This is a genomic window from Mycoplasmopsis bovigenitalium, assembly GCF_900660525.1.
Classification (GTDB): domain Bacteria; phylum Bacillota_I; class Bacilli_A; order Mycoplasmatales; family Metamycoplasmataceae; genus Mycoplasmopsis; species Mycoplasmopsis bovigenitalium.
This window is the reverse complement of record NZ_LR214970.1, coordinates 318,231-334,533: the sequence shown is the minus strand read 5'-3', so window position 1 is coordinate 334,533 and position 16,303 is coordinate 318,231. Positions and strand designations below refer to the sequence as shown.

At 29.3% G+C, this 16,303-nt stretch carries 15 protein-coding genes and 1 other RNA gene; 3 read left to right on the top strand and 13 right to left on the bottom strand.

Annotation, left to right across the window (positions count from 1 at the left end):
* Window position 1: 1 nt before the first annotated feature.
* From EXC34_RS01455 to EXC34_RS01445, 3 genes are all read left to right on the top strand, one after another.
* Window positions 2–418: a transcription antitermination factor NusB gene (locus EXC34_RS01455; RefSeq protein ID WP_129687618.1), complete on the top strand. Its 417-nt coding sequence runs from the start codon at window positions 2–4 to the stop codon at window positions 416–418.
* 96 nt (window positions 419–514) lie between these two features.
* Window positions 515–1,336 (top strand): Cof-type HAD-IIB family hydrolase, encoded by an 822-nt coding sequence (locus tag EXC34_RS01450; protein ID WP_129687617.1) that lies wholly within the window; start codon window positions 515–517, stop codon window positions 1,334–1,336.
* Between the two features lie 100 nt (window positions 1,337–1,436).
* The gene (locus EXC34_RS01445; RefSeq protein ID WP_129687616.1) at window positions 1,437–3,050 is read left to right on the top strand and encodes a CTP synthase; all 1,614 of its coding nucleotides are present in this window, start codon (window positions 1,437–1,439) and stop codon (window positions 3,048–3,050) included.
* 61 nt (window positions 3,051–3,111) lie between these two features.
* Here the strand turns inward: EXC34_RS01445 and rnpB are convergent.
* The 13 genes from rnpB to EXC34_RS01380 form a co-directional block, all read right to left on the bottom strand.
* Window positions 3,112–3,377, bottom strand: an RNA gene (gene rnpB, locus EXC34_RS01440) — RNase P RNA component class B.
* A gap of 46 nt (window positions 3,378–3,423) precedes the next feature.
* The gene (holA, locus tag EXC34_RS01435; RefSeq protein WP_129687615.1) at window positions 3,424–4,377 is read right to left on the bottom strand and encodes a DNA polymerase III subunit delta; all 954 of its coding nucleotides are present in this window, start codon (window positions 4,375–4,377) and stop codon (window positions 3,424–3,426) included.
* 40 nt (window positions 4,378–4,417) lie between these two features.
* Window positions 4,418–5,248, bottom strand: a complete 831-nt coding sequence (gene whiA / locus EXC34_RS01430) for a DNA-binding protein WhiA (RefSeq protein WP_129687614.1) — start codon at window positions 5,246–5,248, stop codon at window positions 4,418–4,420.
* A gap of 1 nt (window position 5,249) precedes the next feature.
* Window positions 5,250–6,002 (bottom strand): thermonuclease family protein, encoded by a 753-nt coding sequence (locus tag EXC34_RS01425; RefSeq protein WP_129687613.1) that lies wholly within the window; start codon window positions 6,000–6,002, stop codon window positions 5,250–5,252.
* An 11-nt stretch (window positions 6,003–6,013) separates the two neighbouring features.
* Window positions 6,014–7,450, bottom strand: a complete 1,437-nt coding sequence (gene pyk, locus EXC34_RS01420; RefSeq protein WP_129687612.1) for a pyruvate kinase — start codon at window positions 7,448–7,450, stop codon at window positions 6,014–6,016.
* A 116-nt stretch (window positions 7,451–7,566) separates the two neighbouring features.
* Window positions 7,567–9,057, bottom strand: a complete 1,491-nt coding sequence (locus EXC34_RS01415; RefSeq protein ID WP_129687611.1) for an MAG1430 family protein — start codon at window positions 9,055–9,057, stop codon at window positions 7,567–7,569.
* Complete coding sequence (gene yihA, locus EXC34_RS01410; RefSeq protein WP_129687610.1) at window positions 9,050–9,658, bottom strand: ribosome biogenesis GTP-binding protein YihA/YsxC; 609 nt, start codon at window positions 9,656–9,658, stop codon at window positions 9,050–9,052. The genes EXC34_RS01415 and yihA overlap by 8 nt, the downstream gene beginning before the upstream one ends.
* Entirely contained in the window at window positions 9,658–10,080 is a 423-nt protein-coding gene (gene coaD / locus EXC34_RS01405; protein WP_129687609.1) for a pantetheine-phosphate adenylyltransferase, read from the bottom strand. Before coaD ends, yihA begins: the two co-directional genes overlap by 1 nt.
* Window positions 10,080–11,267, bottom strand: coding sequence for an acetate/propionate family kinase (locus EXC34_RS01400; protein ID WP_096385544.1), 1,188 nt, complete (start codon window positions 11,265–11,267; stop codon window positions 10,080–10,082). Before EXC34_RS01400 ends, coaD begins: the two co-directional genes overlap by 1 nt.
* A complete protein-coding gene (locus EXC34_RS01395; protein WP_129687608.1) occupies window positions 11,267–12,253 on the bottom strand; it encodes a phosphotransacetylase in 987 nt (328 codons plus the stop codon). Before EXC34_RS01395 ends, EXC34_RS01400 begins: the two co-directional genes overlap by 1 nt.
* 107 nt (window positions 12,254–12,360) lie before the next feature.
* Window positions 12,361–12,867 (bottom strand): thiol peroxidase, encoded by a 507-nt coding sequence (tpx, locus tag EXC34_RS01390; RefSeq protein WP_129687607.1) that lies wholly within the window; start codon window positions 12,865–12,867, stop codon window positions 12,361–12,363.
* Window positions 12,868–12,878: 11 nt separating this feature from the next.
* On the bottom strand, window positions 12,879–13,745 hold the full coding sequence (locus tag EXC34_RS01385; protein ID WP_129687606.1) for a bifunctional 5,10-methylenetetrahydrofolate dehydrogenase/5,10-methenyltetrahydrofolate cyclohydrolase: 867 nt from the start codon (window positions 13,743–13,745) through the stop codon (window positions 12,879–12,881).
* Window positions 13,733–16,234: a valine--tRNA ligase gene (locus tag EXC34_RS01380; RefSeq protein ID WP_129687605.1), complete on the bottom strand. Its 2,502-nt coding sequence runs from the start codon at window positions 16,232–16,234 to the stop codon at window positions 13,733–13,735. The genes EXC34_RS01385 and EXC34_RS01380 overlap by 13 nt, the downstream gene beginning before the upstream one ends.
* Window positions 16,235–16,303: the final 69 nt, after the last annotated feature.

The window sequence follows — 16,303 nt, the reverse complement described above, 5'->3', positions numbered from 1 at the left end:
TATGAAATCTCGAAGAAAAAATAGAATCGAAATAGTTAACGTTTTATATTCATGTGAATTATTGAATCAGTATAATCTAAAAAGTATATTTGAATTAAATGATGAACTAACTAGCGAGCAATTTTTACAAATCGAAAAAATTGCCCTAAATAAAGAATATTTAATACGAATAATTTCTAGATTTTTAGACAAGAAAACTTGAGAGCAAGAAAGCCCATTAATCAGAGCAATTTTATTGAATGCAACATTTGAATTACTAATGATTGACCCTAAAATCGCAATTAATGAGGCAATTGAAGTCACAAAAGATTTCTTTGGTGAAGAAAACAATTTACACAAGCATGTCAATAAGGTTATTGACAATGTATATAAATTTTTTGTTATCAACGAAGCAATAATAAGAAGATACATAAAATAAGCCTAGACGGCTTTTTTATTGCAAATCAATAGTAAATTCAATTGAAAAGGAAAAATACACTCTATTAATTTAGCATAATTAATGTAAAATATTTATATGAAAAAACTATTTGCATATGACTTAGATGGCACACTTTTTACACACGCAAACAACATGCATGAATCAACTTATCCTGCTTTATTGGAAGTTCAAAAAAACGGGCACTATAATGCAGTTTGCACTGGAAGAGCATTAAACAACATAATTAATGCTCTTGGCGAAAAAATAAATGCATTTAGCCACATAATTGGTTCAAATGGCACAGTAATATACAATGTATCAAACAAAAATGTAACACTTTTAGGCAAAGTAGACCCCAAAGTATTTGAATATTTATTTACAATTGCTAAAAAACATGATTTTAGTATACGAATTGACACAATTTTTGAAAGTAAAACATATTTAAATAGCGCGCAAAAACCAAAATGACTAGAAGTTCAAAATGTTATGGATATAACTAGTTGAAATATTGTATCAGAGAATGAATTAAAGAAATTTGTTAAAACTAATAAAGACAATATAGTACAAATCGCCTTAAGAGGTTTTAAAGAAGAAATTTTTGACGCATTCAATAGAGTTAATACTGAAATTGGTGAAAATTATTGTGTTAAATACACAAATGAAGTATACCTAGATATAAACGCATTAAATATCAATAAATTTACTGGTTTAAGTTATGTAGCAAATGAATTAGGGATTCAAAGTGCAAATGTTTATTCTTTTGGTGATTCTGGCAATGATATTGACATGTTAATTGGTACAGGAGTTGGTGTTGCAATGGGAAATGCAACACAAGAAGCAAAAAATGCTGCTGATATAATAATTAAAAGCAATCAAGAAAACTCAATTAGTGAATTTTTACTTGAAAATATTAAATAATTTTACAAATTTAAACTTGCAAACACACGTTGCTTGTTTATTTTTTATTAAATTTATATAAAGAATGTAAAATTTGAATTATTGATTATAAGGGGTTATTATGAAAACAAAATTTATTTTTACTACTGGTGGTGTTTTAAGTGGTTTAGGCAAGGGTGTTACTGCTGCTAGTGTTGGTAATTTACTAAAAGCACAGGGTTTTAGCATCTTTGTATTAAAACTTGATCCATATTTAAATATTGACCCAGGTGTTATGAATCCAATTGAACATGGGGAAGTTTATGTAACAAGTGATGGTGGTGAAACAGACTTAGATTTAGGTCACTATGAACGTTTTATTGACGTTAAGTTGGCAAAAGATTCAAATTTTACAACAGGTAGAATATTTACAAGAATTTTTCAAAAAGAAAGACAAGGACTTTACAATGGAAAAACTGTACAAATAGTCCCACACGTTGTTGATGAAATTAATAATATTATTTTAGACTTAGCAAAAGAAAAAGACCCAGATTTTATGCTTATTGAAATAGGTGGAACAGTTGGTGACCTTGAATCAAGCCCATATATTTATGCAATTAGTAAATTTGCATCTTTATACCCCGAAAATGTAATGTTTTCTCACCTAGCATTCGTTCCTTATTTGAGTGCTTCTAAGGAATATAAGTCAAAACCTAGCCAAGTTTCAATTGCTTCATTGCGTTCATTTGGTATTAATCCAAATTTACTTCTTTTACGTTCGCAAGAGGGTATTGATGAATCAATAATTCGAAAAGTAAGCGAAAATGCATTTTTAAAACCATCAAATGTTATAAATATTCCCGATAAAGCAAACATATACGAAATTCCGCTATTTTTAGAAAAAAGCGGAATTGTAAAAATAATTTATGAACACTTTAAAATTGATAAACCAATAATTGAAAACGCTAATATTTTGTGAAATGAATTTACAAATAAATATTTAGCTAAAAGAACTAAAAAAGTCAATTTACTGCTTGTTGCAAAATACACAGGACTTGAAGACGCTTATTTATCAATAATTTCTTCTCTTAAAATAGCGGCAGCACACCAAAATATTGATTTAAATTACACAATAATTGATTCAAGCGAAATAAATAATGAAAATATTGAGTCAAAATTAGCCAATTTTGATGGTGTTATGATTTTACCCGGTTTTGGTGTTAGAGGTTTTTATTCAAAAGTTTTAGTTGCTGAATACACAAGAGATAATAAAATACCAACTCTTGGAATTTGTTTAGGATTCCAAGCAATGGCAATTGCACAAGCTAGAAAACAAGGAATAGCTAATGCAACAAGTAAAGAATTCGCAACCAATGGTCAAGAACAAGAATTTATCCTAACTCCATTTTATGAAAATGGCGATACTATGAATTTAGGTGGAACACTTAGACTTGGCGAAGATAAAATTGTGGCACTAAACAACACTCTTGCTCAAAAAATTTATGGTAAAGATGTCTTTTATGAAAGACATCGTCACCGTTATGAAATTGCTGATAAATACCGTAACAGCCTTGAAGATGATGAATTCATCTTTTCAGGAATTCACCCAGAGTTAAAAGTAGCAGAAATTTGTGAAATTAAAAACCATCCATTTTACTTAGGTGTGCAATATCACCCTGAATTTACCACTAGAGTAATTAAATCAAATCCTTTATTTGATGAATTCTTAAAAGCGGTGTACGAAAACAAAAAATAGCGAAAAACGGCCTAAAAAGCCGTTTTTTGAATAAAAAAATATACAGACAAGCTGTATATGCATCTATAAGCCACGTTCTGTACCCTTGCGGGCGCCAACAATTTATCTAGTCAATGACTCATCTTTCGGATTCAATTCTCTTTAAGATGTTCCCCTACCAAAATTTGGGTTTCTAACTCATGGAGTTTACCGCGTTTCACATTTCTCGTCTCTGTGGCACTAGTCGTCTAGGCCTAAGCTTATTGGGCTTAGCATGAACACTACTTTCATCGCAGAAAGTGTTAGCGTGGACTTTCCTCTACTTTGCAGCAGCTGTTGGCCAATGCTTTTTCATTATATTACATATTTATTTTTTTTGAAATTTTCAATAATTCTAATCTTTAAAATGATTTATAAGAAATTGTTCAAAACCATATTCAGCATTGATTTTTGCATGTTTAATTTCGTAATCTAGAATATTTAAATCAATAATCATTGAATGGATTTTTTTAATACCTAATATATTCAACAAACTATAAACTTTTTTAACACGATATTGATTGATTTTTAACTCGTTCGCCAAATTTGTAAGTGTTTTGTTACATTTTAAAAATAAGTAAATTTGGTCAGCTAAGACCAATAATTGACTTAGTTGCGAAATTAAATATGTCACATCAGTTGCTTCATTTATTTTTTCTTTATATTTTCGTCAAATTGACGAAAAATTGTTTGTTTCAATACTATTTGAAAAACCAAATGTATCCTCTACATATATAGTGCTAATATTTTCGTTTACAACATCGGAAGTGATGTTTTTTGCTTGCATAGATAGTTTTTTAATTTCGTGATGAATAATTGACAAATTATTTGGTAATTTTTGGGTTAATAAATTTATTGCAAGTGTGTCAATAGTAACTCCAATTTCGTCACAAATATTTTTAATGTGTTTGAATAACTCATTATTTTGCACCGCTTGTGCAAAATAAGTGTTGCCGTTGTGTAATTGAAAAAATTCAACAAATTTATTATTGTAAAATGAGTCTTTTTTATCAATATTATGATTAATAAAAATTACCAAATCATTCGTATTTGAATTGATTGCGTCAATTAACGATAAAGAAATTGCGGTATCATTTTTATTTAGTTTAGACCAAAAATAATTGCAATCATAAATAAAAATTAGTCTTTTGTCATCAAAAAGAGTTGAACTTGAAACTAGATTTATTAATTCATTAGCTTTGGTATCATTGAAGTAAAAGTTTATTACTTGAGCATCTTTGTTTTCTTCAATTAATTGATTAATTTTTTTGTTGATTAAATAGTTTTCTTGGCCATAAATTAAGTACATATTTAAATATTATAATCAATATAAGTTTGTTGAAATAAAATTATTTGTGTTTAGAAACTAATTTATCAAGCATTTGCAGTCAAAGATAAACACCACTTTTAGATATTTTAATGCCGTATTTTTCCTGTAAATTAGAAGCAAGTCACATCATACTTTCTTCTGGATTTTTGCTCAATAAATCAAATAATTTTAATTGTTCATCTTTGAATTGATTTGTTAGTCCTTTTTCAATAATATATTCGTAATTTTTAATATGCTTTTGATTACTTGAAACTATTTTTTTAATGTTTGCGACATCAACATTATTAATTCTATTAATTGAATTATCAAAGTCCCGTTGAATTCTCGCGTCCTCGAATTTAAACATTGATTCAAAAGCACAAATTGCCTTTAAAAAATCAGATATCTTTTCGTGTTTTTTAATATAAATTACAAACTTTTTATTGTGTTGTATTTTTCTAAATCCAAATTCATAAATATTTAATTTATTAATAAAAATATCAACACATCTTTCATAATTAGCACTAATTTGCAAGTGGTATGAAGAATGATTTAAGTCTGAAATAGAGCCTGAAGCACAAAACACACCCGCATAAAACATTGTAGGAATTTTAATTTCGTTTGATAAATTAATTTTGTCTTTTTCAATAAATATTTGTGTTTTATTACATTTGACTGGGATACTCAATGCACTAAACATATCTAGTAGTTTGCTCAATGTATCTTTTGACGTTATATTTAACGTAATGAATTCATTTTCAATGTAATTAGCAAAAACAAAACCACGAATAAACTCCATGATTTCGCTTTTATTTTTCTTCTTATTAAATAGTTCTTGTTTAATTATCTGAGTAAAATTATCTTTATTCATGTTAATTACGTGGGTAAATTTCGCTAAAGTTTGCGTCTTCTGATCATATTCCTAACTTGTTGCTTTTTGCATATTCCTCTGAACTTGTAAGTTGGTAGTAATATGTATCATTGCTTGTGTAATATCTGCTACCACTTGATAGAGATATGTATCCTTTACGAGCATAGCCAAGTCTCACTAGTTCGCTATTTAAATTAATGTATTTATCATTGTACTTAATGTAGCAAATTCCAACAATACGTCCATAATGGTCAGTAATGTGATTTTGACCGCCCTTTGTTCTTTGTGGAATTACAAAATACTTAAATTGCGGAATATTTGACAAAAAATCAGTAAATCTTGAGGCTCTTTTAGCATATTCGTATTGTTGCCCAGTGGTTTCAACCCAGTTTCCTCTACCATCCTTTGTTCGTTTTTCAGGAGTATCTACACCAGCAAATCTTAATGCGTGTGAACCACCGAAATTTTCTAGAACAAAATCAAATGTATCTCCATCTCTTACGTTAATTATTTTAACTTCAATAGCTTTATTGTGTTCAAATTTTTGAGATATTTCGTAAGGTAAATTATTTTCATATTTAATTTTTAATTCAGCAAGTTTTTTATCTAAATCCGCGGAATTTGTTGGCGGGATTAATTTTTTTTCATCATTTTGTTTTTGTTTTTCAGTTGATTTACTTTGTATACAAGATTGAGCTAATAACGAAGAACCAATAGTCAGACTAAATAGAATTAATTTTTTTGTTTTTTTCATTTTATTTTGGCCTATTTAGTGAATTTTTTAAATGTTATTTTGTCTTCTACAACTAATAAGTATGAATCATCTACATCGTGTTCAAGCATTGGTTCAATATCTAAAACTTTATTGTTATCGTGAATTATATTTTGATAAATTTTTGCAGTGTCACTAATGATTTTAACGCCCGAGTTTAAACCAAAAGTTGTTGCTGCTCTATCATTAGAGATAACACCAATAAAAGTTGTATTCAATCTAAAATTAGACAATTTACGTAAAATTGACTCATCTTTTGAAACAATAATTGTGTATTTGTATTCGCCGCTCATTGCTGATTTAACTATTTTTGACACTCTAATATCTAGTTCATTGTCAAGGTCTAGTTTTGCAAGTAATTTTTCAACATATTTTGTGTATTTGCAACTATTGTAAAAATCGTTTTCAGCTTTTTTATTAATAGTTTTCATTACTTCAACGGCTCTTACTGGATATTTACCAGCTGCAGTTTCATTTGAAAGCATGGTTGAATCAGCACCATAATTAGTTGCTCAATAAACATCGCTTACCTCAGCTCTAGTTGGTTGCGGGTTATTTTCTAGTGAATCAAGCATTTGGGTCGCAACAACACAAACTTTGTTTGCTGCACGACATTTATCAATGATTTGAGTTTGTCAATATGGTACTTCATAATAAGGAATTTCTAAACCTAAATCACCCCTAGCAACCATAATACCTTCACCAGCTTCAATGATTTCATCGATGTTGTTAATACCAATTTGGCTCTCGATTTTTGAAATAATTTGAATTTCATGACCGCCGTGTTTGTTTAGTAATTCTCTTAAATCTTTGACGTTTTTAGCATTATTTACGAAAGAAGCCGCAACATAATCAACACCATATTCAGCACCAAAAATTACATCATTAATGTCTTTTTCGCTTAAAAATGGTAATGAAAAGTCTACATTTGGAAGATTGATTCTCTTGTTTGTTTTTAATGTGTGTGAATTGATTAATTCAACTGTTACTATACCAGGTTTAACTGATATTACTTTTGATGTTAATTTACCATCGTCAAAAAGTACTGTATCTCCAACTTTTAAGTCTTGACTCATGTCATAACCAACAGTAACACGTTCTTCGTCGCCAATAACATTTAAATATTCATCGGTTGTTGTTAAAATTTTTAATTCTTGGCCTGATTTTAGTGCAACTGCACCATCACGCATTTTACCAACTCTAATTTCTGGTCCTTTTGTGTCTAACATTAGAGAAATATTCACACCTAATTCTTTAGCAGCTTGTTTTGCAGTATCGAATTTAAGTTTTTGTTCCTCAATTGAACCATGACTAAAATTAGCTCTTATAACTGTTGCGCCAGCAGCAATAATTTGTTTCATTGTTTCTAAATCACAGCTCGCGGGACCTGATGTTATTGTTAATTTTTGTTTATGATTATCTAACTTCATATTGTAAAATCCTCCAGATATTTAAATTAAATTATTAAATATTATTTATACATATAAAATAGTATATTTTTTTTTGAAAATTCATAATTAATACTAAAAATAATGCCTTTCAAGCATTATTGTTCAGTATTTGTTTTAAAACCTTCTAATGTCAATGTTCCATAATAAGTACTTATTCCTAATTCGCTAGAACTAGGGTCTAATTTTAAGCTATAAGCAAACGTTATTTTATCCCCATTTTGTTTTCCTACGTATGGGTCATTAGAAGTATTAAATTCATTATTTGGCTTATATGTTTTATCAGTTACAAAAGCCAATTTATAGTTGTTAATATTTAACTCGTGGTGAGTAAATTTTTTAGCATTATCAATTGATGATAATTTTACCGATTCATTCATTTTTAATTCAATTTGGTCAAAATATCCATTTGATGAATTTGGAATATTATAGCTTGAATTTTTTGTAAATGTTAATGAATTTTCCCCTGATTGTGAATATTGTTTTAAGTCAATGTTTGGTTTGCCAATAATCTGCACCATTTTTTCAGCAACTTGTTTTAAATTAAAGTAGTTAAAATAAACATATTGACTTTGTGGTTGAGCAACATCAATTTTTTCGTATTTTCAAGGAACTTTCAAGTTGCCCGCAGAAACAAACCTTTTAAGATAGTAATTCAATTGTAATTTATTTTCATTGTCGGTTTTACTCAATCATACAGGTCTTGTTCAATCAATTTCAAAATATTTATTTGATTGATTGTTAGTTGAAACTATCAAATAGTTTTTTAATTGTTGATTTTGTTTATCAATTTCTTCATTTTTTGCTTCTTGTGAAGGTAAGATGTTGTTTGTTAATAAATCATTTGCATTGTTAATACGCACTTCTTTATCATTAACTTTAGCTTTTTGCTCTTGAAAAATTTTTCTTAATGAATTGCTTTCTGAAACATAAAAAGTTGACAATAACGATTGATTTGGGTCTATGAATGACTTAGTTAAGTCAGAATTAGATTGTACGTTAGTTTTTTTAAAACCAGAGATTATAAATTTTTTGGATGCTCAACTATCAATTCTTTTTGCATCAGAAGTTGATTTTTCCAAGATTTTTTTATCACCTTTTTTGTCTTCGATTAACACATTAAGAATCAATTCACCAGTTAGATCATTTGCGTAAGAATGATAGTAAATATTAGCATCTTTTTTTAGTAGGTCAATTGGTGCTTTTGTAAATTTGTCTCTTAAAATGAATTTGGGCTTTTCTTGACGTTGTTTGTATTCTTCAACATCGCTTTTTTCATTATTGTAAGATATTTCAAGTTGGTATGCTCAAAATTGATTATCACGAGATGATGAATTTCTTAAATCAGGTTGGAATCTTAAATTCGATGAATATGTTGGTCTACTATCATAATAAGAAGCAAATGAAAATTCAGAAGCAAAGTGTTCTGAAGGATTCAAACCTTCACCAGCCTTAAATTCATATGTTGCTATTTGGTCATTTACATGAACTTGTTTTTTAGTGCTGCGTGAAATTAAGGTTACTCCAACAACAAAACCAGTTGCAATTGTCAATGAACCAATGCATCCCAACAATATTTTCTTATTCATTTATAACCTCCATTTGATCTGGATATAAGATTGCTTGCATATATGTAGCTAATTCATCAATATTGATATTTTTTTCAGATGAAACTATAAAGGTTTCAGTATCCTCGTCAATTAAACCATCATTTAATAATTGATTATGTTTTTTAATTAATTGCGATTTTTCTTTTTGATTTAACTTATCAATTTTGGTGTATACAATTAAAAAATGAATGTTTATGTATTTAATGTATGCAAGTACTTCTAAATCAATTTTAGTAAATGAAGTCCTAGAATCAATCAATAAAAACAAATGTTTGGGATTGATGTTGAACTCTAAAAATTTTTTAATTGATTTAAGCATATTTTCTTGCTGATTTTTAGGCATTTTTGCATAACCATAACCAGGTAAATCAACAATGTATTTATCATTATTATCTTTAAAAAAATTAATAAGTTGTGTTCGGCCAGGAGTTTTAGAGACAAAAGCTATTTTTTGGTTTGTTAATGAGTTAAGAAGCGATGATTTACCGACATTAGAGAGCCCCCAAAAAACAAGTTGAATTGAGCCTTTTGTATCGTGTCATGTTTTTTCGGAAAGTGAGCTAGTTACGAATTTTCACATTATTTTTCTAAAGCCTTTTTGTGTCTAATTAGAGTTGAACTTATTCCTATCATTTCATAATCAGGAATAATTAAAATAGTTTCAAGTCCAGGGTAAACTTGATTATTTCCAGCAGCAATATCTAATTCAACTTTATAGTCTAAATCATTTCTTGCCGAGCGAATTAATAACTTTACATTCATTTTTTTAGCAATATTACCAATCAAATCATCTTTGTTACATATTACAGTTATTTTTGAATTGTTTTGGTAAATTTTTTTAACATGTTCAAAGCGTTCTTCAATGTTTTTTAAATTATTTTTATCTGGGTTCTGCGAAACAACAATTATTAATTCATCAACAATTTTTAATGCTTTTTGAATAACATTTTTATGACCGTTGTGAAGTGGGTCAAATGAACCTGCATATATAGCTTTACGCATTATTTTGAAAATAATTTAACTGCATTTTGAGCAATTAATAATTCTTCGTTTGTTCGAACAACATAAACTTTAAGTTTGCTATTTGGTGTCGAAATTAAAGCATAGTCATCAATTTTAGAAGTATTGATTTTAGCGTCAATTTCAATATTTGCAAAACTAATTCTGTCACAAACATCTTGACGAAGTTCTGGTGAGTTTTCGCCAATTCCTGCTGTGAAAACTAAAGCATCTAGTTCACCAACTTTATTTGCATAAGAAGCAATAAAGTCCACAATTCTTTGAACAAATAAGTTTCAAGCGAAAATAGCTTTGATTTCACCTTTTTCAATAGCAGTTTCAATATCTCTCATGTCAGATGAAATACCTGAAACTCCTAGTAAACCAGATTTTTTATTAAGTGCTGATGTTACTTCTGCTGCACTCATTCCCGAGTGTGAAGAAACAAATTCAATTATAGCAGGGTCAATATCACCAGATCTAGTTCCCATCATAATTCCAGCAAGTGGAGTAAAGCCCATAGTTGTGTCTAGTGATTGAGAATTTTTTATAGCACAAATACTTGCTCCGTTACCAATATGTGCGTTAACTATATTTACTTGTTTTTTGCCAAGTATTTGTTGCATAGTTTGTGTAATGTATTGGTGTGAAATTCCATGAAAACCAAAACGACGAATTCCGTATTTTTCACTTCATTCAGCTGGGATTGGGTATATAGCATTAATGTCTGGAATGGTTGTGTGGAATGATGTATCAAATTCAGCAGCTAGTTTTGCGTGTGGAAGCACTGATTTGAATGCATTTATAGCCTGCAATGCACCCGGGTTGTGTAAAGGCGCATAGTCACTACATTTTTCAATTATTGCAATTGCTTCATCATTAATTTCAGTGGTTTTTGTAAAGAAAGTTCCACCGTGAACAACTCTAAAACCAATAATTTCAATTTCTTTTAAGTCTTGAATGATTTTTAATTCTGACATTAATGAAAGAATATTTTCAGCTGCAACTGTGTGATTTGGCATTGAAACTTCTTTAACTGTTTTTTGACCATTTGCTTTGATTGTTATTGAACCTTCAGCAAGTGTAATTCTTTCAGCAATACCTGATGCTACAACCTCAAAATTGTCTTTTGTTAAAAGTTGTAATTTTATTGAACTTGAACCTGCATTGATAACTAATACTTTATTCATTATTTAGCTCCTTCACTTTGTATCATTGTGATTAAAACTGTGTTGACAACGTCATTAACTTTTGCGCCTCTTGATAAGTCATTAACAGGTTTTTGTGTACCAACAATAATTGGACCAATAGCCCCATAACCCGCTAATCTTTGCGCTAATTTATAACCAATATTACCTGCCTCTAAGTTTGGGAAAATTAAAGTGTTTGCAGGTTCATTAAATGATTCAATTGGATATTTAGCTTTTCTAACTTCTAAATCAAGTGCTGCATCCAATTGAATTTCGCCAATAGCTTTTGTACCTTCATATTTTTGATTAAAATCGATTGTTGCATTGTGAACCATTTCAGTTTCAGGTGTTTTTGCACTAAAATTGGTTGAAAAACTTAAAAAAGCAACTTTTGGGTCAATGCCAAAACTTTTTGTAAAATTAGCTGCATTAATTCCAATATCAGTAAGTGCTGATTGGTCTGGTTTTGGATTTACTGAAATATCACTGAAAAATAATGTTTCATTTTCCTTGTGCATAATCATAACTGAGCTAATTGTTTTAATTCCTTTAGCAGAACCAATAACTTTAAAAGCAGCTCGCAGCATGTCCGCTGTTGAATAAATTAAACCACCAACTACACCATCTACTTCACCAGTTTTTAGCATCATCATTGCATAAAAAGGTCTTTGTTGCATTTGTTTTAAACAAACTTCAAGTGTATCTTTATTTTCTTTTCCTTTTGCTTTAGCAGCATTTTCTCTTTCAATGAATAATTTGTTTGCAAAATCATTGATTTTGTTTGCATCTTCATTCATGTTAACAACTGTTGCGTTAACTTTTTGTTCAAGAGGTTTTTCAGTAAGCAGAATAACCTCTAAATTTTGATAACTTGATAATATTTGAGCTGCTTCGTGCGCTCTTTTATCGTCGCCATCAACAATAACAATCCGTTTTTTGTCTTTGATTTGTTGAATATTTTTTTGAATTAAATCCGTAAATTTCATCTCAACTCCTTGATTTATAATATTTATTTTACCAATAAATGTAGATTTAGATATTAATATTAAAATTAAATTTAAAAAAGCGCAAACGCGCTTAATGTATTGAAAAATTATAAAGATTTTGCCACAGAAATAGCTTTATCATAGTCTGGATGATTTTTATTTTCTTTTACATACTCAATGTGTGCAATCTTGTTTTCTTTATCAATTACAACAATTCCTCTATTTAGCAATCTTAATTCTTCGATTGTAAAGCCGTAAGCATAACCAAATGATAAATCTTTGTGGTCTGATAGAACTTGTAAATCTTTAATTTCTTTTGCTGCACAAAATCTATTTTGTGCAAAAGGTAAATCACAACTTATTGTCAAAACCACTGAATTTTCCAATGAAGAAGCCTCTTTATTGAATCTAATTGTTTGTAGTTCACAAACTCCAGTATCAATTGATGGCACAACTGAAATGATTTTGTTTTTGCCTTTAAAATCTGAAAGAGATACAGGTTGTAACTCACCATTTAAACATGTGAAATCTGGTGCTTTATCGCCCACTGAAAGTTTATTTCCCAATAATGTAACTGGGTTTGATACAAATGTAGTTTCTTGTCTTTTATTCATTTTTCTCCTTTTTAAAGTCATAAATCATTGTTATATTTGACTGCTTCAAGTAAATTTTTAAATAAGCAAACAACTGTTAGTGGGCCAACCCCGCCAGGTGTTGGCGCGATTGCTTCAATATGATTTTCCAAATCAGTCATATCAACATCACCAACCAAGACTTTTTTATTGTCTTTTTTAATTCAAGTTGTTCCAACATCAAAAACAATTGCACCTTCTTTAATATTTTCTTTTTTAATTAAATTAGCAACACCGGTTGCAACAACTAAAATATCTGCGTTTTCAACGCCTTTTATGCCAGACTCACGGTTGTGTGTTGAAACAATTGCTTTACGTGACTTAAATAATGTAGCAGTTGGCTTGCCAACTAGTGTGCTTCTGCCAATAACAGCAACTTTTTTATTTTCGACTTCAATATTGTAATAGTCAACTAAGTTCATAATTGCTTGTGCTGTGGCTGGAGTAAAGTTAAATTCGTTTGTTTTATTGTAAAAATTAAATGCATTTCTTGTACTTAATCCATCAACATCTTTTTCCCAACGCACTGCATCTAGAATTGGTTGCGTATAAACACTGATTGATTCTGGTAGTGGAAGTTGAACTATTATTCCATCTGCTTCAACATTGATATCATCTAATCTTTTTAGCAAGGCTTTATAACTTATTTTGCTTGGATAGTGATAAACTTTTGCAATGACACCTAGTTCATTTGCTTTTTCAATTTTTCTTTCAATGTATTTTGTTGATGCCTCGTTATCACCAACGCGAACAATAGCTAATATTGGTTTGCGTCCTAACTGTTCAGTTGCTTTAGCAAACTGAATTTTAAGCTCTTGAGTTAATTTTTGAGCTACAACATCACCTCTTAATATTTTCATTCTAGCTCCTTTTTATATTGTTCTAATTCAGAGTTGAATTTTTCTAGTTTTTGCTTTTCTAATTGAATTTTTTCAATTGGTGCTTTATTAATAAAGTTTGGATTATTCAACATAGATTGAGCGCGAGCAATTTCACTTTCAAGAAATATAATTTTCTTTTTAAGTTCTTGTGCATATTGTTGTTTAAATTCTTCGCTTTCATTGATATAAATAGTCAAATCACCATCAACAAACATTGAATCTTTGTTTTCGAAATATTGAGCATTGGCTAATTTGGTTATCGAATCCAAAACAAATTCATTTGCTTGGATATTTAAACAATATTTCAGAACTTCTTTTTTACTAATTTGTTTATCTTCTCTATATTTACGTAAAATTTTTACGGCTTTAATAATGTTTTCAGTATCAATGATTTTTGAATCGTTAATAGTTTTTAACATAAGTGGTTTTGATTCTAAAATTTCTTCATTAAACAATAATTTATACAGATGGTCTGTAATAAATGGCAATAAAGGGTGTAAAATAATCAGTAATTTTTTAAAGTTTGCTAACGCAGCTTTTTTGTTAGGCTGAATTTTTAACAATTCAACGTATCAAGATGAAAAATCATTGTAAATGAATTTGTTTAGTTCATAACCAACAATTGTAAGTTCATAATTTTTAAATGCTTTATCAACAGATTTGTTTAATTGAACTAAGCGATTGTTCATTCATTTATCGGCAGCAGATAATTTTTGGTTGGATTCGGGTAAATTTTGAATATATTTAGCAATATTTCAAAGTTTATTACACAAACTTCAAGCTGATTTTACTTTTTCTGTTGAATATCGCAAGTCAAAACCAGGAGTTGTATTTGTTGTTAAAAATCATCTTAGTGCGTCAGTTCCATATTCATCAATAACTTGCATTGGGTCAATACCATTGCCAAGAGATTTTGACATTTTACGGCCTTGTTCATCACGAACAAGTCCGGTTAATAATAATTGTTCAAAAGGTTTTTTATTTTGTAATTCAAGTGATAAAAAGTACATTCTAGCAACCCAAAAAAAGATAATATCATAACCAGTAACTAGTAATGAAGTTGGGAAATATCTATCCAGAAGTTTTTCGGGGTCTTTATTTGGTCAACCTAAAAATGAAAAAGGAGCTAAACCAGATGAAAATCAAGTGTCTAATACATCATTATCTTGTTGTCAGCCTTCTCCAGGTGATTTAATTTGAACTTTAATTTGATCATCTTTATACCATGCTGGTATTCTGTGACCTCATCATAATTGACGCGATATTGTTCAATCGTATGCATTTTGCATTCAAGTTCTTAAAGTAGACTTAAATCTTTTAGGGAAAAATTTGACCGAATCTTTTGATTTTAGATGTTCAAGAATCATATTGTTAAATTTTTCCATTTTAACGAATCATTGAGGCATGACTAATATTTCGATTGGTTCGCCGCTTCGTTCTGAATAACCAACATTTGATGTAGTTTTTTCAATTTTTTCAATAAAACCATTATCCGATAAATATTCTTGGATTTTTTTTCGAGCCAAAAACCTTTCTAATTTATCAAATTGTGAATTAGGGCAATTAATATAACCATTTTTATCAATCGTTTCAATGACCTGTAAATTATGTTTTTTAATTAAGTCAATATCAACCTCTGCATGTGCTGATAGTTTCATAAGACCGGTTCCAAATTCGATCTCAGCATGTGGGTCAGCAATTACTGGTATTTTTTTGCCAGTTAGTGGGTGAATAACATTTTTGCCTTCTAGATGTATATATCTTTTGTCTTTGGGGTTAAAAATAACTGCGACGTCTGAAAGCATTGTTTCAGGTCGCACTGTCGCAACAGTAAGATAATTTTGCTCATTTTCAATAAAATATTTAATGTACAAAAGATTTTGCTCAGTAGGGCGCGGAATAACTTCAATATTAGAAAGAGCCGTTTTTAATTTTGGATCTCAACTTACTGCCTTAATATCTCGATAAATTAAGCCCTCATTATGAAACTTGATAAATGCATTATTAACAGCTTTATTTGATTTTTTGTCTAGTGTAAAACGTTCGCGTTGATAATCTAAGCCTAATCCCATTGCTTCTCATTGAGTTCTTATTGTTTTTGAATATTCGCGTTTTCAATCTCAAATTATTTTTAAAAATTCATCTCTGCCAAAATCGTGTCTTGTTTTTCCACTGCTTTTGTATATGTTGCTCTCAACCTTGCTTTGAGTAGCGATCCCGGCATGGTCCATACCAGCAACATAAAAAACATCAAATCCCTTTAGTTTTTTATATCTAATTATCGCGTCCTGGATTGAAACATTTAAAGCATGGCCAATGTGTAATTTACCAGTAACATTGGGCGGAGGTAAAATAATAGTAAAAGGTTTTTTAGTAACGTCATGGCTACTAAAAAATTTTTTTGATTTTCATTTTTTTGCTATTTTAAACTCAAATTTTTTTGGTTCATATGCATTATTTATTGACATTTTAACTACTCCAAGACCATTATTAATATTTATTTATACATTATACCAAATTATATAATTTTTAATTCT